Here is a 21,338-nt window from a genome sequence, read left to right as displayed (position 1 = left end):
TGTTTGACAGGACGAAAACAATGACCAAGCGTATCGAAGGCATCATTCCCGTGATGATCACCCCCTTCAGGGGCGGCAAGATAGATTTCGAAGGTGTCGCCAATCTCGTGGAATGGTACATCGCCAATGGATCGGACGCGCTGTTTGCCGTTTGCCAGTCTTCTGAAATGATGTTCCTCACCCTTGAGGAGCGGGTGGAACTGGCTGCTTTTGTCAAGAAGGCCGCAGCCGGCCGCATTCCCGTCATTGCCTCGGGCCATATCAGCGAGGCGCTTGAGGATCAGCAGAAAGAGCTCAACGCCATCGCGCAGACGGGGGTTGACGGCATGGTGCTTGTCACCAACCGGCTGGATGCCCGGGAGGAGGGCGGCTCGAAGTTTCTCGATGATCTCGGCTGGCTTCTCGAGCGTCTGCCTTCCGACCTGCCGCTTGGTCTCTACGAATGCCCGGCTCCCTATCGCCGTCTCATGACCGATGCCGAAATTTCCTTCTGCGCCAATAGCGGTCGCTTCGTTATCCTCAAGGATGTCTCCTGTGATCTTGAAACGGTCAAGCGGCGTGTAGCGCTCACCGCGAATACGCCGCTCGCCATCGTCAATGCCAATGCGGCAATTGCATTCGACGCCATGAAAGCGGGATCGCGCGGTTTCACCGGGGTCTTCACCAATTTCCATCCCGATCTCTACAAATGGCTGCTGACGGAAGCCGGCCGGCAACCGGAACTGGCTGACGAGCTGTCGGTCTATCTGGCGCTCGCCGCCATGGCGGAGCCCATGGGGTATCCCAAACTGGCGAAGCTCTATCACCAACGTCTCGGCACCATAAGCGACATCGAAAGCCGCGCGGTGACGTTCGATATTCAGGAGCGTTTCTGGGCGATAGAGGCTCTTCTGGACAAGATCATGCAGGGCACGGAGCAATTCCGGCGGCGCATATCCAGATAGCGGCGTCCCCTGTCATCAACACACAGACCAATGGGGAAAACGCTCTGGTGGCCATGGCGTGTCATGCCCAGCCTTTCAGCGCCCGCCCGGAATAATAGCTGGGCGTGATGGCACGGTAGATCGGTATGCTGGCGGCGCCGAGATGAGGCGAGTCGCTCATGATTGATTTGCGTATTTCCGGCGGCTCGACGAAAAAATCTTCGCCGAGTATGTCCAGCGAACCGATACGCCGCACGATATGTTCGAGAATCCAGTCCGGCAGCGATCCACCGAAAATAATGGCTGCCGGATCCATCGTGCGGGCGACCGTCAATGAAAGAAGGCGAAGCTGATCCGTTGCCCGTTCCAGCCAGGATGCCACGGCAGGATGGTCGGCATAACTTTCGTCAATGTCTTTCAGGCGTCGAATGCCGATGCCCTGAGCAGCCAGAGTGTCGCACAGGTCCTGTCCCGAGGGGCGGGGATGGGATTTTGGAAACAGTCCGCCGAACTCGCCGGCATTGCCATTGGTGCCGCGATAGAGATGGCGCTGCACCACCACGGCGCCACCAATGCCATATGTCAGCCAGATCATCGCGAAATTGCGGATATTGCGGCCTGCACCATAATAGAGCTCGGAAAGAATGACGGTATTGCCGTCATTTTCGTGAAAGACCGGGAAGTCGAAATAGGGCTGGAAGTCCTTGTCGACGTCGATGTCGCGCCAGCTTTCGAACTGCTTGATACGGAAGACATGGCCGCGATCCCGCCTGAAATGGCCGGGAAAGCTGATGCCACAGCCCAGCACATCTTTCTTTCGTATCTTCGCTTTTTCAAGCACTTGCCGGGCGGACGCCTCGGCCATCTCCATGATATGCTCAAAACTGTGCCCCTCCAGTTCCGACCTGATTTCCTGCCTTATCGTGCCGTTGAGATCGGCCACGCAGACACGCAGATCGTCTGGATTGAAGTAGACCCCAAGTGTGAAAAGCCCGTTCGGGTTGATTTCGATGGCGGTGGAGGGTTTGCCCCGTTTACCGTCATTGCGGGCTTCCTCCGCTTCGACGATGAGGCCGGATTCCAGAAGATTGGCGGTCAGGCGAGTAAGGGTCGGTGCGGAAACATCCATCTCCCGCGCCAGTTCGATACGCGACATGCCTCCCTTACCGCGCAAAATCTCGAGCAGACGCCGCTCATTGTAGCCGAGATCGATCAAAAAAGTCTCCCGCGAGAAATCATGCCGGATGATTAGCGAAAATTACGCGATTGTACACCGCGCTTTGCCGGAAAATCCGCCGTAGAGATCGGAGGCCTGTGAATGAAAATCATAAAGAATTGTGCTTTTTCAATCGGATATTTTATTTTTATATTCGAAATAAATTTCGGCTTGACTAATTAATTTACGTAAAGAAAATAAATAACAGACAGCGGGTGGCGACAGGCAAAACCAAAAAGAAATCATGTCGCAGGGCCGGACTGTCAGGGAACAAAAAAACGGAGACCCCTTATGCGTCAATCATGCACTATTTTCGCGCGCCTTTTTGCCGGCGCCACTTTCCTTGCCAGCGCGGCTTTCGCTCATGCCGAAGGTACCGTCGTGGTCTATTCCGCTGCCCCGCAGCAGCTCATGGACGAGTTATTGCCCATGTTCGAAAAGAAAACCGGCACCAAGGTTGAGCTTGTCAAAGCCGGGTCCGGGGAGCTGATGAACCGCATCAAGGCGGAGAGCGGCAAGGCGGCGGGCGATGTGATCTGGAGCGTCGATGGGACGGTCATCGATTTCTCCGCCGAACTTTTCGAACCATACAAGCCGGTTGAGGCTGCGTCGATCAACCCTGCCTTCTCACCGAGCGCGAACTGGGTGCCTTTCACGGCTGTCGTCACGGCCTTTATCGTCAATAAGGAGGCCCTGAAAGGCGCTCCCGTTCCGACGTCCTGGGCCGATCTCGCAAAGCCGGAATATAAGGGCCTGATTTCGTCGGCCCGCGCCGATCAGTCCGGATCAGCCTATATTCAGATGGCAACGGTATTGCAGGATTTCGACAGCGAGGAAAAAGGCTGGGAAATTTATACCGGCATCCTCGGCAACTCGGTTCTTTCCACCTCTTCAGGCGCGGTGCCGCGTTTCGTCAACGATGGCGAACAGGCCGTTGGCATTACGCTGGAAGATGCCGCACTGCGCTACAAGCTTGGCAGCGCGCCGGTCGAAATCGTTTATCCGAAAGAGGGTACGGCAATCGCGCCTGACGGCATGGCGCTCGTGAAGGGAGCGCCGAATGCCGGCAATGGCAGGGCCTTCATCGATTTCATCGTCTCCAGGGAAGCGCAGGAAATCGTGGTGAAGGCGGGTCGTCGTTCGGTTCGAACCGATGTTCCCGCCAATCCGGCACTCGTTCCGCTTTCCGATGTTCCAGACGCGAAATACGATTTCAAATGGGCTGCGGACAATCGCGCGCGCCTGATGGAAAAGTGGAACGAGACATTGCTCGACGTTCAGTAAGATAATTGCCGGGGACGGCGCAGAAGCGGCCGTCCCCCTTTATCCCATTCACAATTCGCTTTTCGTTTGTCCAGCGTGGTCACCGGCCGTGCAGGATCTGTCATGGAGCAGCACATGGCCGCCGTGGAAATTACCAGCATAAAAAAGAGCTACCGGGATGTCGTTGCCCTTTCCGACATCAATATCTCCATCCCCTCGGGATCGTTCTTTACGCTTCTCGGTCCGAGCGGATGCGGCAAGACGACCCTCCTGCGCACGATTGCCGGTTTTCACCAGCAGGACAGCGGCAGTATCAGTATCGAAAGACAGGCGATCGAGCATGTGCCCGCACATAAGCGCGATGTCGGCATGGTTTTTCAGGATTATGCGGTATTTCCGCATATTTCCGTCTTCGACAACATCGCCTTCGGTTTGAAGCAGCGCAAGGCGTCTTCCGCCGAGATTCGTGAACGTGTCGGCAAGATTCTCGATATCGTGCAGCTCGCTCCCTACGCCAAGCGCATGCCGCATGAATTATCCGGCGGTCAGCAGCAGCGCGTCGGCCTGGCGCGAGCGCTCGTCATCAATCCGAAAGTGTTGTTGATGGACGAGCCACTATCCAACCTCGATGCCAAACTGCGCGTCGATCTGCGGCGCGAGTTGCGCGAAATCCAGCAGGCCATGAACATTACCACGGTTTATGTGACCCATGATCAGGAGGAGGCGCTTGCCATGTCCGATCTGGTCTGTGTGATGTATGGCGGCGTCATCCAGCAGGCCGCAGCGCCCTGGGAAGTTTATAACAACCCCGCCAACCGTTTCGTCGCCTCCTTCGTGGGGGCAAACAACTTCCTGACGCTGGATCGTTCGGGTGGGCAGATATCCATTTCCGGGCACAAAGTGGGGCTGCCGCAGGTCGACGCCATTGCGCCGCAACGAACGGTCGTTGCCGCCATCCGTCCCGAAGCGATTACCGTTGGCTCGCCTGCGAACGAAGATGAAGACCGCATCGAGCTACCTGTCACCATAAGACAGGTGAGCTTCACCGGTCGCGAGATGAATGTTGCCGCAGTGCTGTCGTCGGGAGAGGAAATCGAGGCGATCACCAAGCCGTCGCCCGATATCATCGCCCTCCAGCCCGGCCAGAAAACGGTTTTCTCCTGGTCTGCGGGTGATACCAAGCTCTTCGGTGAGGGCGTTACCGGGGAGCGCCTGTCATGACGGATGTGACCGCAACCGTAACCACGGGCGGCTTCCGCCTGAGACTGCCGGGCTTCTGGACCAGCGTGACGGCATTTGCCGTTGTAATGCTGGCGATCTTTTTGATCCTGCCGATTTTCAGCGTGTTCTTCATCAGCTTCTTCGACGCCAAGACGGGTGCTTTCGGTTTCGGCAACTATGTTCAGGTGCTGACGCGGCGTTTTTATACCGTGGCATTGTGGAATACGCTCGTCATCGGCGTGCTCGGCATGTTGGGGGCCTGCCTGCTCGGTATTCCGCTTGCCTTCTGCACGTCGCGATACCGCATCAAGGGCCGCACCTTCATTGCCACCTTCGCAGTGCTGGTTCTGTGCGCGCCGCCCTTCATCGGCGCCTATGCCTGGATCATGCTGTTCGGCGCCAACGGTGCGGTCACCAATCTCCTGTCTTTCGCCGGCATTTCACTGCCGACCATCTACGGGATACCGGGTATCGTCATGGTCTTCAGCCTGAAGTTCTTTCCCTATATCTTCCTGATGACGGAAAATGCGCTGAACACCATCAACAAATCCTATGAGGATGCGGCGGAAAACCTCGGCTGCACGGCGTTCCAACGGTTCCGCAAGATCACCTTGCCGCTGGTCTTTCCGGCAGTCAGCACCGGCGCGATCATCTGCTTCGTATTGTCCATTGCAGACTTCGGAACGCCGGCAATCCTCGGCAAGGGCATCAGGACGCTCTCGACCATCGCCTATGCGCAATATACCTCCGAAATGGCCGGCACACCGACCATGGCAGTCACGATTTCCATGGTGATGATCGCCATTTCCATGGCCGCACTTCTGTTGCAGCGGCACATTCTCGCCAAGCGCCGTTATGCCAGCTCGTTGACCAATCGGCCGGTAAAGCTCTCCATGCGCCCGCTGAAATCTTTCATCGTGCACGGTTTCTGCTATCTGGTCATCTTTGTCGCCATGCTGCCGTCCCTTACGGTCATCTACACATCGTTCCTCGCAACAAACGGTCCCGTCTTCACAGGCGGCTTCGGGTTGGACAGCTATGCCCGCATTCTTCGCGATTCACCGCAGGCGATTGCCAACAGCTTCACCTTTGCGCTTGCCGCTGTGGTGTTGATCGCCATCGTTTCCGGCCTGCTCTCTTTCATCGTGGTCAGGCGGGACAATGCAGTATCAGGCTCGCTCGATCTTCTGCTGATGGTTCCCTACCTGATACCCGGCGTCGTCATGGCAATCGGCTATGTCACGACGTTCCGTTATCCGCCTTTTGACATTACCGGCACGGCACTCATCATCATCCTGCTGGTGTTTATCCGTCGCCTGCCTTACGGCGTGCGCTCCACGACCTCGATCCTGCGGCAGATCAAGCCGTCCATCGAGGAGGCCGCGGTCAATCTCGGCGCTTCGCCGGCGAAGACGTTCATATCGGTGACGGTGCCGCTGATGCTGCCGGGACTCATCATCGGTTCCTTAATGAGCTTCATCACCGCCATCAACGAATTGTCCTCGACGCTGATCCTCTACACGGCGCGGACGATCACGATGCCCGTCCTGATCTATATTCAGGTGATTGACGGCGAGTTCGGCACGGCCGCGGCACTTTCCACCTTACTTCTCGTCAGCACCGGACTTTGCGTCTTCGTCGTCTTCCGGCTTTCGGAAGACAAGGAAGCCTCTTTCGTCTGAAACCATCAAATATCATTCAAAACTGCAGCAGCGGCGACCCATGTGTCGCCGCCAGCCTCCCTCTGCAAGGACACCAGAAAGATGAATATCGCGAGCTTTTCGCAATCGAAATACAAGAACGCCGCAAAGCCGGGGGACGATGTGGCACTTCTCATTCCCGGACGGGTTCTGGCCGTTTTCGACGGCGCGACCGATCCGACCGGAGCAAGTTACAGCGGGCTTAGTTCCGGCCGCGTCGCAGCCCTTGCCGCCGCCAATGCCGTTGCTGAGATGAGCCTTGACGGCAGGTTGGAAACGCTCGCCGCGCCCGCGCTTTTTCAGAATATCAGCGATATTCTGAAAAAGGAGGCGCAGCGCATCAATGCCGGCCATCCGCCATCGACCACCCTGGCGATCGTGGCGGATATGGGCGACAGCTTCCGCCTACTGCTTGCCGGCGATTCCGGCGTCAGGATCAACGGCACGCGTCTGTTTCAGCACACAAAGCTGATCGATACGGTAAGCACTTCGGCGCGTATATTCGTGTTCAAACAGCTTCTTGCCGCCATCGGCGATGGCAATGCGGCAGAGGCGCGCACGCGTGCGACGATTTTCTCCGGCCTGCGTTCAGCGGTCGCAAACGGTATCATGACGGCGCGGGATGCGGAAAATGTCGTCATTGCCGCGGCCGGGATGAGCGGCCTTGAGAACGACATTGAAACGGTCGAGGAATTCCTGATGGGTGGAATCCGTGTTCAGCCGCAATTCGCAAACCGGCATGGGCATGTACTGGGTTACGCCTCGGTGAATGGCGGAACCGTCATGCAGGAGGGGACGGTTGACGTCCGCATCGCCAAAGACGGGCTCTCGAGCGTTGAAATATTCTCCGACGGCTATTTGTCCCTGCCGGCGGGGACGGATGTTGCGGCCTGGGAAGCGGAATTCGCGCGTGTCGAGGCGGTGGATTTTCACAAGCTGCGTGAGTATCCGTCCGTCAAAGGTTCGACAACGGCGGAATTCAGTGATGACAGGACCGTCATTTGCCTCAACCTGGTTCAAGGGTAGTCCAGTTTACGAACCTCATGTGAACCGGCCGACATCGCATATCGGTGTCGGCGTCATTCGCGGTCGGTCAGCTTGAGATGTTTGCTGACGGAGACGGCCATGCCGCGCCGGCTGACACCAAGCTTCGCGTAGATGTTCTTCAGGTGGAATTTTACGGTCGCTTCCGAAAGGCCGAGATCGCGGGCCATTTCCTTGTTGCTGCGGCCTTCGGAGAGAAGTTTCAAAACGGTGGTTTCCCGCCCGCTCAGCAGTCCGGCGGCATGTGTTGCGCCGTCGTCATTGCCGCCCAGCGGCATCACCATGCGTGGCTGGCGGCCAAGACCGTGTCCGACGATGCGGCTCATGAATTCCACCGCGTTCGGGCTGAATACCTTCAGGCCGAAACGGCGCACGATGGCGCGCAATGTGGTGGCAAGATCGTGCCCTTCATCGGTAAAGAGCTGGGTCGCCTCGTGAGCGCGGGCAAGGGCGATGGCCGATTGCAGATAGGCGAAGGCCTGTTGTTGTCGGCCTGCTTTCCACGAGGCCTGTACCGCCATGATTTCGGCCAGCATGCGGTGATAGGCGCGGCCGGACGCCTTGGCGGAGAGGATCAGAGCTTCGAGCCTTAGCAATGCCTGCGGCGCCTGCCCCTGCGCAAGCGCGAACCGGGCGCTGGCGATGTCGAAATCATAGGCCTCGCGCCAGGTCCAGTTGCCGGGACCGCCCGCCTGTTTCAGGGTTTCCACCCGTTCCATCGCCTGCGTTGCCGACTCGATCATGCCGGCCCTGACGAGCAGATCGACACGCATGATGGCAGCCGCGGTCTTCAGGCGGGGCAGGTTGCGCTCCACCGCCACTTCCTCCGCCTTGTCGATTGCGGCAGCGGCGGCGTCGAAGCCGCTTACCTGAAGACGGCTGCGGGCCAGCAGCCAGAACAGGCGCATGAAAAGGTCGACCCAGCTTTCGCCGCGTATCAGCGGCTCCACGCATTCCGTGAGCGTCTGCTCGACGTGAAGCACCTCACCCTGCTGATAAAGCACATCGGCTGTTGCAAGGCGGACGATGGCGAGCAGGTTCCGGTCCGTCCAGTGCACCCGTTCCACCAGTTCTTCGGCCTCCCGGCAAAACTGCAGGGCGGCGGAAAATTCACCGGTCAGCGTGCTGACGAGGCCGAGGTGGATGAGCATGAAGACCTGTGCATAGGGCGTTTTCTCCTCGCGGTAATAGCCGAGCGCCTTCAGCGCTGCCCGCCGCGCTTCCTCAAGCTCGCCGGTTCGGGTGTAAATGATGCAGAGGTGGTTGAAGAGCCAGGCGAGTTCCCATGTGGCATGCGGCGGCAGGGCGGCGGCGGCCCGTTCCAGCCGTTGCGCCTCGGCAGGGCTCATGCGGCGGTCTTCATAAACATCGATCAGGCTGTCGATATGGTCGAGGACGCTACGGTCGACGGCGGCAAGTGCGGCAGCGGACCATTCGCCGTTTTCTTTCAGAATATCGAGCCGTTCGCGTCCGGCCGCCGCATTGCCGCGCTTGGAGAGCACCACGGCATAACAGACCATCAGGCCGGGCGATGCATGCAGGATTTCCGGCGGAAAATTATCGATGAGGTGCTCCAGCACCTGATGCCCGGCCCGCAGGAAAATATCGACGCCGCCGGCCTTGCCGATGATTTCTTCCGCCATATGGAAATCGCCGCTCTGGGCGGCGTGGGAAACGGCGCGTTCCAGATGGGCGCGGGTTGCAAACCAGAGGGCGGCCTGGCGATGCAGCGCCTTCTTTTCCGTTTCCGAAACGAAGGCGGTGTCCCGTTCGAGGCAGGTGCGAAGCACGGGGTGCAGGGAGAGCCAGCCATTCGGCCCGTTTTCGATAATGGGATGCATGGCCTCCAGCATGGCCAGATCCTCTTCCGTCAAGCCGGGCAAACCGAGGTCGGAGGCGAGATCAAGACGAAATTCCGAGAAAGGCGACAATCGGCGCAGGGTGGACAGGAGCGCCGGAGAAAGCCGGTTGATGACGGTTTCGCGCGTGTAGTCCATCAAATCGGCATGGGTTCCGGCGAGCAACAGGCGCCGCTCTTCTTCCGTCGGGCCTCCGGTTACGATGCCCGCGGCGAGTTGCGCCAACGCGGGCCAGCCACGGGTGATTTCCATCAGGGGGTCGACAAGCGCCGCCATCGCGCCACGGGCCAGCAGCCGCCGCAGGTCGGATCGCCCGAATTCGAGCTCTCGCGCGGTCACCTCCGTCAATACGCCGCGTGCCTTCAGCCGGGCAAGCGGCAATTGCGCGGGAGAACAGGACGAGCAGGCGATACGGAGCGTATCGGGCGCGGAAAAAATGAGCTGCTCCAGAAGCCGGTATCGGCTGCCGGTGTCGATTTCGTCGACATTGTCGATGAAAAGAATGGTCAGGCCCTCACGCCGAGCCACCGCTTCCATGGCGTCCGTCATCGCATCCTGCGTGTCCGCCATTGCGGCAAGGCCAAGCGATTGACGCAATTCACCGACGAAACGCTCAGGGGATGCAATGCCGGATGCGTTGAGCCAGGAGCAATGGGAAACCGCCGTATCGCGCATGCCCGGCAAAGTAAGGGTGCCGTCCACCAGACGCTCATAGGCCGCTTTCATCAGGGCGGTCTTGCCGAAACCGGGCGGGGCGCGAAGAACGACGATCTGTCTGGCAAGCCCTGCGGCCAGCTTGGAGAGCAGATAGGGTCTTTCGATGCCTGAAAAAAGCATGCGCGGCGGGCTGACGCGCAACCCGGCGCCGGTAAAGGTTCTTACGGCATGCAACGGCTTTTCACGCAAGACACGGCTCGGCATCGGTCCTCTTTCGTCACTGAACGACCGGCCCCGGCCGGAATGATGTCCGGAAAGGGCAGGGCATTATCAGCGCCTGATGCCGGGCGTTCGTCAAGAGCCGAGTGGCCGGTAGGCTTGCGGCAGGCCGAAGGCGGCGGGACCGAAGACGGCAAGCGCTTCCGGCGTGCGCATGATGGGCGGTACACGCACGGCAAGCACGTTCACGCGTTGTCCATAACGCAGCCTCTCGGTGGTGATGGCTTCGGCCGTGTCTATGTCGAGCACGGTGATGAGATCGGGAACGATCGCCAGCACGCGGCCGCCTTCCTCCTCGGCCACGAGATTTTCGTTCTGGATGCGGATTTTGACCTTCGGTTTCGAGGTGTCGAAGGGTTCGATGGTGGCAATCCCCACCGACCAGCCGTTTTCTTCCTTGCGGGCGACATCGCAGACCTTGCCGGAGGTGATGATTTCGGCATGGCCGTAATGCGTGCCCGCAAAAAAATCGACAAGCGCCCGGACCGGGTCGAGATGCCCTGCGACCGCCTCGCGCAGGGTCCGGCCAATGCCGACGGCAAGCGACATGGTGGCCGGCACCGAGACGCGTTTTGCCGTTGCGCCATCCATGCCGTAATTGACGATATAGGCCTGCCCGCCCATGCGGATGGTTACGCCACGGGCCAGCCACTCGGCCTTTGCGGCGTCTTCGGTCTCGATCAGCACGCGGTTGCCGCGTTCATCGGCCACCGCCACCGGGCTTGCCGGCACGCCGTAGACGTTGAAGGTTTCCATTTCGAGCTGCGGGAAGGCGCGGCCCATGCCGTCCGCATCGATGACCGGCACGCGCTTTTTGGCCGCCAGCACGATGGGTATCATGGAATTGATGCCGCCCGCCTCGAAGGGAATGATGGCGCCGACATCGATACCGGTGTGGTCCTCATAGGTCTCAAGCGCAAGGTCGCCTTCTTCGCCCGAGGGAATTTTTTCGATCAGAATGGTGGGCGCTCCCATCGCGCCGCAGGCGACAACGGCTGCGCCATCGGGCACCGCGTCGAGCGAGATCAGGTCCACCGACCCGTATTTTTCAATGGCGGCCTTGGCCAGAAGTTTGCCGATATAGGGATCGCCGCCGCCGCCGGTGCCGAGAACGGCCGCGCCGACGGCCAGATCGTCTATGTCCTGCTCCGTGATGATTGCCATGTCAGTCGATCTCCTCGATGGAGGTAAAGGGTTCCTTCAGGCCGAAGCAGGCCGGGCCGAACACGTTGAGCGCTTCCGGGGTGCGCATGATCTCGGGCACCGAGACGGCGACCACGGTGACGCGCTGGCCGTAACGCAGGTTTTCGCTGGTGATTGGCTCGGCGGTTTCCGTGTTCATGATCGAGATCAGGTCCGGCACGATGGCTCTTACCCTGCCATCCTGCCTGGCGATCAGGTTCTCGTTCTGGATTTCTATTTCCATCTGCGAGGTAAATGGCGCGACGGCTTCGATGCGGGCGCGGCCGATGGTGAAACCGGCTTTGGTTTCGCGCATCACATCGACGATCTTTCCCTGAAAGATGACGCGGCCATAACGGTAAAGCGTGGAGGGCAGGAAGCCGAGAAGCGCCTCGATGGGATTGATGTGGTCCTCCTGCGCCTTGCGCAACACCTTGCCGATGTGGATCGCCAGTGTCAGCGTATTGGGAATTGCCGTGCGCTTCACCTCCGCGCCGCTCATGGCATATTCCGCAATATAGGCGCAGCCGCCCATGCGAATGGCGACGGCGCGGGAGAGCCATTCCATCTGCCTGTTATCGACGGCTTCGATCAGCGCACAATCGCCCCATTCGTTGCTGACCGCCATGGGGGAGCCGGATATGCCGTAAACGCCGAATGTTTCCATTTCGAGAAAGGGAAAGGCGCGCCCCATGCCGTCTGCATCGACGATGGGCAGGCCGAGCCGGGCGCCGACGACCAGCGGAATGGTGGAGTTGATGCCGCCTATCTCGATGGGCATGGTGTAGCCGGCTTTTTTACCGAGCCGTTTCTCAAGGCGACGGAGCGAGAAGATGGCCTCTTCGCCAGACGGGATTTTCTCCACCAGCACGGTCGGCGCACCCATCATGGCTGTCGGGATGACGAGACTGTCGTCCGGCAACTCGCTGGGGTCGATCAGCTCGACCTCGCAGCCTTCGTCCAGGCATTGCTGCACCATCATGCGCCCGACATAGGGGTCGCCGCCGCCGCCGGTTCCGAGAAAGGCCGCGCCGACGGCAAGATCGGCAAGATGTTCACGTGTGAGTTTCATCGCCATGTCCTCAACCGATCACCAGGTCGCCAACCGCCTTGACGCGGATGCGGGTGGCGCTGCCTGGCAGATAGGCAAGCGGAACTTCCTCGATATCCATGATCTTGACGGAGGCTGCAGTCGCCCCCGCCTTTACCGCCCGTTCAGAAGCCTCGGCCTTTGCGCTTGCCAGAACGGCGTCGCGCGATGTGCCTTCCAGCGAGAAGATGCGATCCACCTCGCCGCCCACCTGTGCGATGGCGGCGCCGATGGCGTTGGCGACGGAGGCGTTTTCTGGCCTCAGAACTTTCGATGCCGAAGGCAGGTCGCGCGAGACCAGAATGGAACCGCCGCCCACCAGAATGACGGGGAGCGGATCGGCGCTGGTCTTCATGCGGTCCACGGCCTCATCGACCATGCGGTGCATGGTGTCCAGTGCGGTTTCGATGGTTTTTGCGGGAATATGCGCAACGCGGGAGCGGTCGCCAATATCCTCCAGACCGGCCGCCACGACGATATCCGTGGTAGTCAGCGTATCGCCGCCGAAAACCAGCGCCTTGCTGGTGATCTCGTAACCGACGGAATCGGGACCGATGCGCTTACCCTCGTCACGCACCAGCGAGCCGCCGCCAAGCCCGATGGCCAGCACGTCCGGCATGCGGAAATTGGTGCGCACACCGCCAATATCAACCGCAACCGCCGATTCTCGCGGAAAACCGTGAACGAGCATGCCGACATCTGATGTCGTGCCGCCAATATCCACCACCATGGCTTCCTTGACGCCCGCCAGCATGGCAGCACCACGCATGGAATTGGTGGGGCCGGAGGCGAAGGTGAGGACGGGATAACGCTCCACATAGTCGGGAGACATCAACGTTCCGTCGTTCTGGCTGATGAAAAAGGGCGCCTTGATGTCCAGTTCCTTCAGCGCGCTGCGGAAGGAGGAGACAACCTTGCGGGAGAGCTCGGCCAGCGAGGCATTCATGATCGAGGCGTTTTCGCGCTCAAGAAAGCCGACCCTGCCGATTTCATGGCTGAGCGAGATGGCGACGTCAGGAACCGCGTCGCGCAGGATTTCGGCGGCGCGAAGCTCCATTTCCGGCGTGACCGGCGAAAAAACCGAGGTGATGGCCGCCGTCTTCAGGCCGCGTTCGCGCACGGTGGCGGCAACCTCCATCAATCCCTTTTCATCGAGAGGCGCGATGGTGCGCCCGTCGAATTCATGTCCGCCGCGCAGCATGAATGTGTGGCGGCCAAGCGTGTCGGCCAAGTCCTTCGGCCAGTCGGTCAGCGGCGGCAGGCCCTTGGTGGCCGGCAGGCCGAGGCGGATGGCGGCGACTTCCAGCAGGCGCTTGCGCTCGACCACGGCATTGGTGAAATGGGTCGTGCCGATCATCACCGCCTGAATTTGCGAGACGGATGCGCCCGTCATGCCGAGAAGCTTTTTCAGCACCGTCACGATGCCCGAGCCGACATCGGCCGTTGTCGGGCTTTTGCAGGCGCCGATGACCGCTGCCCCATCCATAAGGGCGGCGTCGGTATTCGTGCCACCCACATCAATGCCAATACGCATGTCTTTCTCCTGTCGATTGACAAGGGAAGGGCGCCTGCGCGGCCTGTCGCCGCACATTGCATCCTTTCCCGATTTTCTGGTTCCGGTGGCCGGGCCTCAGGCCACCAGCACTTCGGATCGTTCCGGGTCCCACGTCACGCCGATCGCCTGTCCGGGCGACAGCTTTGCGAGATGGGACTGGTTCTGCCGCTCGGCGACGATATCCTGCCCGCCGACCGAAAGATGGTAGCGGACAAGCGCACCCTGATAGGTTTCCGAAACGACGGTTGCCGCAAGGCCGGTGCCGGCCTCGCCGATGATGATGTTTTCCGGCCTGACCACCAGCTTGACGGCCTTGCCTTCGGCAAAATTGTCGGATGGAAGCCTGGTTAGCGCCGTGCTGTCGCCGAAGCGGACCGCGAGTCTTTCGCCTTCGCGGCCTCTCACCGTGGCATCGATGACGTTGGACTGACCGATGAAGGTGGTGACGAAAAGCGTCTTCGGCCTTTCGTAGATTTCCTGTGGCGTGCCCACCTGCTCGACTTTGGCCTTCTGCATCACGCCGATGCGGTCGGACATGGTGAGCGCCTCATCCTGATCGTGGGTCACATAAACGGTGGTGATGCCGAGCTTCTTCTGCAGGTCCTTGATCCAGTATTTCATCTCCTCCCTCAGCGATTTGTCGAGCGCCGAAAGCGGCTCATCCAGAAGCAGGATGCGCGGTTCGGTAACCAGCACGCGGGCAAGGGCCACACGCTGCTGCTCGCCGCCGGAGAGCTGGCGCTGATAGCGATTTTCATATCCGATCAGCCCGACCTGGCGTAACGCGAAGGCGACGGAGCTGTCGATTTCCTCCCTGGATTTCTTTCGCAGCTTCAGACCGAAGGCGATGTTTTCCGCCACGCTCATATGCGGAAAAATCGCATAATTCTGGAAGACGATGCCGATGTCGCGCTTTTCCGGCGGCAGATGGGTGACATCGTCCGATCCGATCAGGATATGTCCCGAAGATGGGCGGATGAAGCCGGCGATCATGCGCAATGTCGTGGACTTGCCGCAGCCGGAAGGTCCCAGCAGCGAAAAGAACTCGCCCTGCTCTATGTGCAGATCGATGCCCGCGACGGCGACATTGTCGCCATATGATTTGACGAGGCTTTTCAGTTGAATATCCGACATCGGCTTCCGTTGTCCTTTCCCTCTGGGGCGTGGCCGGCGGGGCCGGCCACGACGTTCTGCGGGTGCGAGGGTCAGCCCGCGAAGATTTCGTTCACGGTCTCGACGATATCGTCTTCGTTTTCGAGATAGGCCTTCCAGTTCGGCAGCCAGAAATCCTTGGTGGCGTCGGCGCTGTTGACGATGCCGGCCTTGACGAGATTATCCGGCAGGACGGCGTTGGAGACGGTGGGACGCAGGTAGAATTCCCTGCCCATGTTGGTCATGAAGGACGGCTCCAGCGCACGGTTGAGAAGCGCATAGGCAAGCTTCTTCTGGGTCGGCTCGGAATAGCGGCTGACCGTGTAGGTCTGGGTGAGGATCGGCTGAAGTTCCTTCCAGTACATCACGGCAAAAGGCGCACCCTTGTCGCGGGCCTGCATCGGTTCGGCATCGCTCTGCACGGCCATGACCACTTCCCCGCGATCCATCAGCGTCTGCATGTTGCCGGTGAAATCCGAAATCTTGGCGGGCATCAATTCCTTCATCGCCTTGTAACCGGCGTCGAGATCGTACTGGTCCTTGCCGAAGAGCGAGCAGGCGACGAGGAAGAAGTCCATCTGCAGGGTGTTGGAGGTGATGTAGGTACCACGCTTGCCGGCGAATTCCGGCTTCCACATGTCCTTGAAGCTGGTCGGCGGCGGGGTAACGAGGTCGGTGCGATAGGCATGCACATACTGGTTGAAGGCCCAGGTGACGCCGACGCCGTTCGCGGTGGCGAAGGGCCAGAGATTTTTGCCGTTCGGCACATTGGGAAGGATTTCGTCGATCGTGTGGAAGAAATCTCCCGCCGCCGCCGTCTTGAACATTTCCGGCAGGTTCCAGTTGGTGATGTCGAGCGGTGGTTTCTTCGGCCCGTTGGCGACGAATTTCGGAAACCACGGCCAGGTGGAATCATATTCGATCTTGCAGTTGAAATCTTTCGCGAAGTCGGTCAGCAGATATTTGTGCACCAGTTCGCCCCAGGGGCCGCCCCATTCCCCGATACGCAACACCGCCCCGCCGGCATCGAAAACGGAACCGTCATAGGTCACATCCTGCGAGAAGGCGTGGTTGATGTTGAAGAGCGGCAAGGTTGCCGCTGCAGCACCCATCTTGAGGAGCCTGCGGCGGCCGGGATCGAATGTCATTCCTGTCATGTCCATGTTCCCCTTGTTTTTGAATCTATGGATACGGGTATTTCATTGAATGTCCGGCGGGGGCCTAGCCGCCGAAAATGCGCTTCAGATTGATGAGCCTGGAGGTCGCCACCATCGAGACGACGACGAGGAGGATGGCGAAGATGCCTGCCGCCGCCGCAGTGGGTTCGAAGGCGTAACGCAGCGCCACATACATGGCCATCGGCAAGGTTTGCAGGTTTGGCGTCGAGAGGAAGAGCGTCACCTCGAACTGGCCAAAGGAAATGATGAAAGCGAAGATGGTGCCTGCCGAAATGGCCGGTGAAATGATCTTCAGCGTCACGAGGCGAAAAGCGGTGAAGGGAGACGCCCCGAGCGAGCGCGCCGCCTCTTCCAGGCTGCGGTCGAAGCCGACGAGGGCGGCGGTGACCGTGGCGATGACGAAGGGGCAGGTGACGATGACATGGCCGATGATAAGCCCGGTCATGCTCCGCGCGAGCCCGATGCCGGTGGTGACGTAAAACACATAGAGCGCAAGGCCAAGCACCACCCCCGGCAGGACGATGGGCATCATGAAGAAGGCGCGCAAAGGTGCGACAAGCCGGCTGGACGACCGTGTCAGGAAAAGGGCCGCCATGGTGCCTAGTACCGTCGAAATCGCTGTCGAGATGCCGGCAACGAGGAAGGAAACGCCATAGGCCGAGAGGAAGGTCGGCGAGGTCAGGAAGGCATAGACCCAGCGCAGGGAAAAACCCTGCGGCGGAAAGGTCAGGTAGTCGCCGGCATTCAGGCCGGACAGGATGACGATGATGACTGGCACCAGCAGGACGGTCAGTGTCAGGACCGACAGAAGCCTGAAAACAAGCGGAATGGATGATTCCTCACGCATCAGCTGCGCCCTCCCGTGGTGCGCATGGCAGCGCGGTGATAGACGGCGATCGCCATCAGGCTGGTGACGAAGAGGACCACGGCGATTGCCGCGCCGAATTGCCAGCGTCCGGTTTCCGCCACCTGCTGGTAGATGTGGATCGGCATGACCATGACCTTCCAGCCGCCCATCAGCGCCGGCACGACATAGGATGAAATGGCGAGTGCGAAGACCAGCAGCGTGCCCGCCAGAATTCCCGGCATGGAAAGCGGCAGGACGATGGAGAAGAAGGCCTTTGTGCGGGAGGCACCGAGCGATCTGGCTGCTTCTTCCAGCGCCGGATGGATGGATTTGATGATACCGATCAGGGAGAGGATCATGAAAGGCAGCGTGATCTGCACCAACCCGACCACGACACCGAAGATGTTGTACATCAGCGGCAGCGGTTGCGAAACGATGCCCATGCGGATGAGTGCGCCGTTGATGAGACCGTTATCGCCCAGAAGTACCATCAGCCCATAGAGCCGGATGACCATGTCGAGCTGCATGGACGATAATACGAGGATCATCAGCAGGGTGTTACGGCCGGGATTGACCGTTTTCGCGATGACATAGGCAAGCGGATATCCGAGCACCAGGCAGACGAGCGCCACCACGGCGGCAATGCCGACGGAACGCAGGATGGCCTCGTAATAAATGGCGCGGGTGAAGATGCGCACGAAATTGTCGAAAGTGATCGCGCTCGACAATGTGATGACGCCGGCCACCGATTTGTTGAAGGCGAGGGCGAAAAGCGAGGCGGTGGGCACGACGAAAAAGGCGATGAAAAAAATCAGGGCGGGCAGCAGGAGCAGCCAGAAGCCGAAACCGTCGCTCAAGCGTTTTCGCGCCGGCGAAACCTGAGCGAGGGGCAGGCCGTCCATCTGCTTGTCCGTTGTCGTCATTGCGGATACCGCCATGTTGCGTGATCTCCCGTCATTCGGCCGCTTGCGGCAACATGGCCGTGTGCAGTGCGTCGTAGCCGATCAGTTCCTTTTCCGGTGGCGCCGGATAGGTCGTCTTGCTCTGGGAAAGGCCGGCGCGGACGAGGCCGGCGGCAATGGAAACGGCTGTCGGGATGGGATCGACGACGGGAACGTCGATGCCCTCGGCAAGCAGCCCTTCACGCAAGCCGGCGGCGCATCCCATCAGGCCGGTGCAGCCGAAGATCAGGGCTTCCGCGCCGTCTTCCTCCACCGCCTTCCTGCCTTCCTCGACGAGGCGGCGGGCGGTGGCGGCAAGGTCCGCCTCGAGATCCAGCACGGGAATATCGACGCTGCGCACCGAGGCCAGCTTGCTGGAAAGGCCACTAAGGGCGGCGGTGTTTTCAAAAGACGGGATCAGGCGGCGCATGACGGTGATGACGGAGAATTTGTGTCCCAGCATGGAAGCAACATGCATGCCGGTTTGGCATGGCCCGAGAACGACCATGCCGGAAATCTCCCGGGCCGGGCGCAGGCCGGGATCGCCCATGCAATCGATAATGACGGCATCGACGCCTTCACGTTCGGCGCGGGCTATTTCAAGCAGGGTGCCGGGAACGGACATCGCCGCCTCGAACTCGCTTTCAATCGAGCCCGGCCCGGTGGCTATTTCGGCGTGGGAAAGGCTGATGCCTGGATATTCCAGCGCCTTGAGATCCGCCAGCTTGCGAAAGCCGCGCGTTACGATGGGGGATACGACACGAACATGGACGTCACGCATTCTCGATATCTCCTTCAGCACCGCAACGACTTGCATATGCGGGCAAAACCAGGCCTGAAGTTGCGTATCCGACGCTTGCCGAGCCTCCGGTGACTGCGCCGCTTGTTCCGATGCCTTACGGTGCATCGGCTTGCCGCCGGACGAAAGAGCTTAGGCGAATAGGGGCTTCACTCTTTTGGGTGGGTAGTATGGCTGGTTTGAAAGTGCAGCACCTATCCGTTTAGATAGGTGCTGCTGCATAAAACAAATGCGCCTGCGATGTTTGACTAAACATTGGGCGATCAAAGTCGTAAAATGAGGCGCTTTTGGCGTTTTGCGGACGGTTTAACCGCAAGCGGGCTTTACGGGAGGCGCAGCGCCCGTACCCAGTCGTGACCCGGGTGCAGGCGCTCGAGGTAGTCTCGCAGCCAGAGGCTTTCCGAAAGAGGTAATTTTGGCTGGGCTCTTGCGAAATCGTCCTCGTCCTTGGGGCGCCTGTGCTTTGCCTTGAACAGAAGCACGGCGGAGGGATTGAGATAAGGGATGCCGTCTGCGGTCAGCGACACCATTTCGATCCGCGGCCGCCTTATTTCCGGATTTCTCTTGTAAACCCAGGTGTCATTCGTCCCCGGCTCGATCATCATATCGGCGCGCCAGCACCCGGCAGGGCGATCGAAGCACCATATTTGAAAAATCTCGGGAGCCGGGTGCTGGTCCGCCGGCAGCGGTTCGATAGTGCCATCGTTGACGGTATAGAACTCCATGTCACCCAGTTTCCGGCGAAAAATACTCAGATCTTCGCGCAGGACCGTGAATTCGAGATCGTCATGCTCTCGCGTCTTGCTCCCCTGCCACAGATCGAGAGCCCAGCCGCCGACAACGCACCATGGCAGCGATACGCCGTCCAGTCGCTGGGACAGTTCGGCAGGGCTCCAGGGGTTCCACGCATTCTGGTCCGGCACAAGCGGGTGATCACTCATCATATACGGTCGCTTCCATGCAATTTTCGTATCGTTGTTTATTTGCCGATGGCCTCAAGGCCAACGCTTCAGCAGCCCCGCCAGAAGCGTCAGCGCCTCCGTGAGATCGTCGAATGACGGGCCGCCGAGACAAAGCCGAATACCGCTCGCCGGATCGCCGGGATTCACCAGCATGGATTTCGGAGGGGTCAACTTGATACGCATCGCCGCAGCGGCGAATGCGAAACGATTGGCGGCGTCACGTTCCATCGGCAGCCAGACGTTGTATGCATCGGGATGCGAGCCAAGCTGGTTCGTGCCGAGCAGTGAAACCGCCAGACTGGAGCGCCGTCGGGCCTCGTGGCGTAAATCCCGCTGGATTGACGAGATGATGCCGGAGGTCAGCCAATCTTCAACCACCGCGCAGGAGAGTGCGGATGGGGCCATCGGCATGTCCTGCAGAAGGTCTTCCGCGGTGTCGTGCAGCCCGGCCGGCAATGCAAGCACGCCGATCTGCAGGCCGGGACCAAGGGATTTGGAGAGCCCGTTCACATGAAACGAGATTTCAGGGGCCAATGAGGCGAGCGGCGGCAGGGCCTCGGCCGATGCCGCATAAACACCGTCCTCGATGATCCATACGCCAGCCCGGCGGCAAATATCCGCAATGATATGTCGCCGCGCCGCGCCCATGGTGACGGTTGTCGGATTATGCAGCGTCGGCGTCACGTAGACTGCTGTGCCATCACGCGACGCCGTGCCGGCGAGCGCTGCGGCAAGCGCTTCCGGCACCATGCCCTCGGCATCGATTTCAACACCCTGCATCCGGTATCCTTTACGCCGGGCCAGTGCGATCGCGCCGGGATAGGTGATCCGTTCGGTCAGGAGCAGGCCCTTTGGGCCGCAGGCGAGATCGAAGGCCAGGGCCAGCGCCTGGCGCGCGCCGCTCGTCAGCACCAGATGTGACGGATCGACAGTCAGACCCAGCGTTTCGAGCCAGTGGGCCAGAAGGCGGCGGTGTTCCAGATGTCCGGCGGGCGGGGCGTAAAGATTGATGTGATCCGCATCGATCCTGCGGGCGATCCCCGTTAGCGTCCTAGCCAGAATGCGGGCGTTAAGCGTGGCCGGCGGCGCATTGGAGGAGAGGTCGAACTGCCGATCCTTGTGCGCCTCCTGAAGCGCCACGAATGTTCCACGGCCCTTGACGCTGCGTGTCAGTCCGCGCCGTTCGAGAACTGAATAGGCTTTTGTCACGGTGCCAAGCCCCACCCCCAGTTTCCATGCAAGATCGCGATGGGCGGGCAGACGGTCGCCGCCCGTCAGCCGCCCCTCGATGATGTCATCGGCAAGCGCAAGCACCAGCCGTTCTGCGGCATTCGCCTCAATATCTGCAAGACGGGGAGTCCAGGGGGATTGCAGCAGCACGGTCGTACCTTCGATAAAAGTGTCACGTTACACTATTTCAATAAACACCAAGTGTAACATAGGCTATGACGACGCTGATTGAAATCCACA

17 protein-coding genes are annotated in these 21,338 nt (G+C 60.0%); 5 read left to right on the top strand and 12 right to left on the bottom strand.

The window, feature by feature from the left end; translation table 11 throughout:
- Positions 1 to 20: 20 nt before the first annotated feature.
- Positions 21 to 944 (top strand): dihydrodipicolinate synthase family protein, encoded by a 924-nt coding sequence (locus O3W47_RS02335; RefSeq protein ID WP_137454392.1) that lies wholly within the window; start codon positions 21 to 23, stop codon positions 942 to 944.
- Between the two features lie 61 nt (positions 945 to 1,005).
- Here the strand turns inward: O3W47_RS02335 and O3W47_RS02330 are convergent, their stop codons facing one another.
- Positions 1,006 to 2,139 (bottom strand): ROK family transcriptional regulator, encoded by a 1,134-nt coding sequence (locus O3W47_RS02330; protein WP_142843074.1) that lies wholly within the window; start codon positions 2,137 to 2,139, stop codon positions 1,006 to 1,008.
- Positions 2,140 to 2,430: 291 nt separating this feature from the next.
- Between O3W47_RS02330 and O3W47_RS02325 the strand changes: the two genes are divergently transcribed.
- The 4 genes from O3W47_RS02325 to O3W47_RS02310 all read left to right on the top strand — a co-directional run bounded on the left by O3W47_RS02325 (position 2,431) and on the right by O3W47_RS02310 (position 7,349).
- A complete protein-coding gene (locus O3W47_RS02325) occupies positions 2,431 to 3,423 on the top strand; it encodes an ABC transporter substrate-binding protein (RefSeq protein ID WP_142843072.1) in 993 nt (330 codons plus the stop codon).
- A 102-nt stretch (positions 3,424 to 3,525) separates the two neighbouring features.
- Positions 3,526 to 4,623, top strand: a complete 1,098-nt coding sequence (locus tag O3W47_RS02320; protein ID WP_269312861.1) for an ABC transporter ATP-binding protein — start codon at positions 3,526 to 3,528, stop codon at positions 4,621 to 4,623.
- A complete protein-coding gene (locus tag O3W47_RS02315) occupies positions 4,620 to 6,305 on the top strand; it encodes an ABC transporter permease (RefSeq protein ID WP_269312860.1) in 1,686 nt (561 codons plus the stop codon). Before O3W47_RS02320 ends, O3W47_RS02315 begins: the two co-directional genes overlap by 4 nt.
- 81 nt (positions 6,306 to 6,386) lie before the next feature.
- Positions 6,387 to 7,349, top strand: a complete 963-nt coding sequence (locus tag O3W47_RS02310) for a hypothetical protein (RefSeq protein ID WP_269312859.1) — start codon at positions 6,387 to 6,389, stop codon at positions 7,347 to 7,349.
- 53 nt (positions 7,350 to 7,402) lie between these two features.
- Here the strand turns inward: O3W47_RS02310 and O3W47_RS02305 are convergent, their stop codons facing one another.
- From O3W47_RS02305 to O3W47_RS02255, 11 genes are all read right to left on the bottom strand, one after another.
- The gene (locus O3W47_RS02305) at positions 7,403 to 10,147 is read right to left on the bottom strand and encodes a LuxR C-terminal-related transcriptional regulator (RefSeq protein WP_269312858.1); all 2,745 of its coding nucleotides are present in this window, start codon (positions 10,145 to 10,147) and stop codon (positions 7,403 to 7,405) included.
- A 90-nt stretch (positions 10,148 to 10,237) separates the two neighbouring features.
- Positions 10,238 to 11,326 (bottom strand): DUF917 domain-containing protein, encoded by a 1,089-nt coding sequence (locus O3W47_RS02300; protein ID WP_269312857.1) that lies wholly within the window; start codon positions 11,324 to 11,326, stop codon positions 10,238 to 10,240.
- Between the two features lies 1 nt (position 11,327).
- Positions 11,328 to 12,422 (bottom strand): DUF917 domain-containing protein, encoded by a 1,095-nt coding sequence (locus tag O3W47_RS02295; RefSeq protein ID WP_162936914.1) that lies wholly within the window; start codon positions 12,420 to 12,422, stop codon positions 11,328 to 11,330.
- Between the two features lie 4 nt (positions 12,423 to 12,426).
- On the bottom strand, positions 12,427 to 13,968 hold the full coding sequence (locus O3W47_RS02290; protein WP_137454386.1) for a hydantoinase/oxoprolinase N-terminal domain-containing protein: 1,542 nt from the start codon (positions 13,966 to 13,968) through the stop codon (positions 12,427 to 12,429).
- Between the two features lie 96 nt (positions 13,969 to 14,064).
- Positions 14,065 to 15,123, bottom strand: coding sequence for an ABC transporter ATP-binding protein (locus O3W47_RS02285; protein WP_137454385.1), 1,059 nt, complete (start codon positions 15,121 to 15,123; stop codon positions 14,065 to 14,067).
- Between the two features lie 71 nt (positions 15,124 to 15,194).
- Positions 15,195 to 16,298, bottom strand: a complete 1,104-nt coding sequence (locus tag O3W47_RS02280; RefSeq protein WP_269312856.1) for an ABC transporter substrate-binding protein — start codon at positions 16,296 to 16,298, stop codon at positions 15,195 to 15,197.
- A 64-nt stretch (positions 16,299 to 16,362) separates the two neighbouring features.
- Positions 16,363 to 17,166 (bottom strand): ABC transporter permease, encoded by an 804-nt coding sequence (locus O3W47_RS02275; protein ID WP_080853733.1) that lies wholly within the window; start codon positions 17,164 to 17,166, stop codon positions 16,363 to 16,365.
- Positions 17,166 to 18,104: an ABC transporter permease gene (locus O3W47_RS02270; protein ID WP_269312855.1), complete on the bottom strand. Its 939-nt coding sequence runs from the start codon at positions 18,102 to 18,104 to the stop codon at positions 17,166 to 17,168. The genes O3W47_RS02275 and O3W47_RS02270 overlap by 1 nt, the downstream gene beginning before the upstream one ends.
- Positions 18,105 to 18,120: 16 nt before the next feature.
- Positions 18,121 to 18,888 carry an aspartate/glutamate racemase family protein gene (locus tag O3W47_RS02265; RefSeq protein ID WP_269312854.1) on the bottom strand — a complete coding sequence of 256 codons (768 nt, stop codon included), beginning with the start codon at positions 18,886 to 18,888 and terminating at the stop codon, positions 18,121 to 18,123.
- A gap of 341 nt (positions 18,889 to 19,229) precedes the next feature.
- Positions 19,230 to 19,850, bottom strand: coding sequence for a nucleotidyltransferase domain-containing protein (locus O3W47_RS02260; RefSeq protein ID WP_269312853.1), 621 nt, complete (start codon positions 19,848 to 19,850; stop codon positions 19,230 to 19,232).
- A gap of 51 nt (positions 19,851 to 19,901) precedes the next feature.
- Complete coding sequence (locus tag O3W47_RS02255) at positions 19,902 to 21,248, bottom strand: aminotransferase-like domain-containing protein (RefSeq protein ID WP_269312852.1); 1,347 nt, start codon at positions 21,246 to 21,248, stop codon at positions 19,902 to 19,904.
- Positions 21,249 to 21,338 lie beyond the last annotated feature (90 nt).

This window comes from Agrobacterium sp. LMR679 (genome assembly GCF_027157905.1).
Taxonomy (GTDB): domain Bacteria; phylum Pseudomonadota; class Alphaproteobacteria; order Rhizobiales; family Rhizobiaceae; genus Agrobacterium; species Agrobacterium leguminum.
This window is presented reverse-complemented; position numbering and strand designations above follow the sequence as displayed.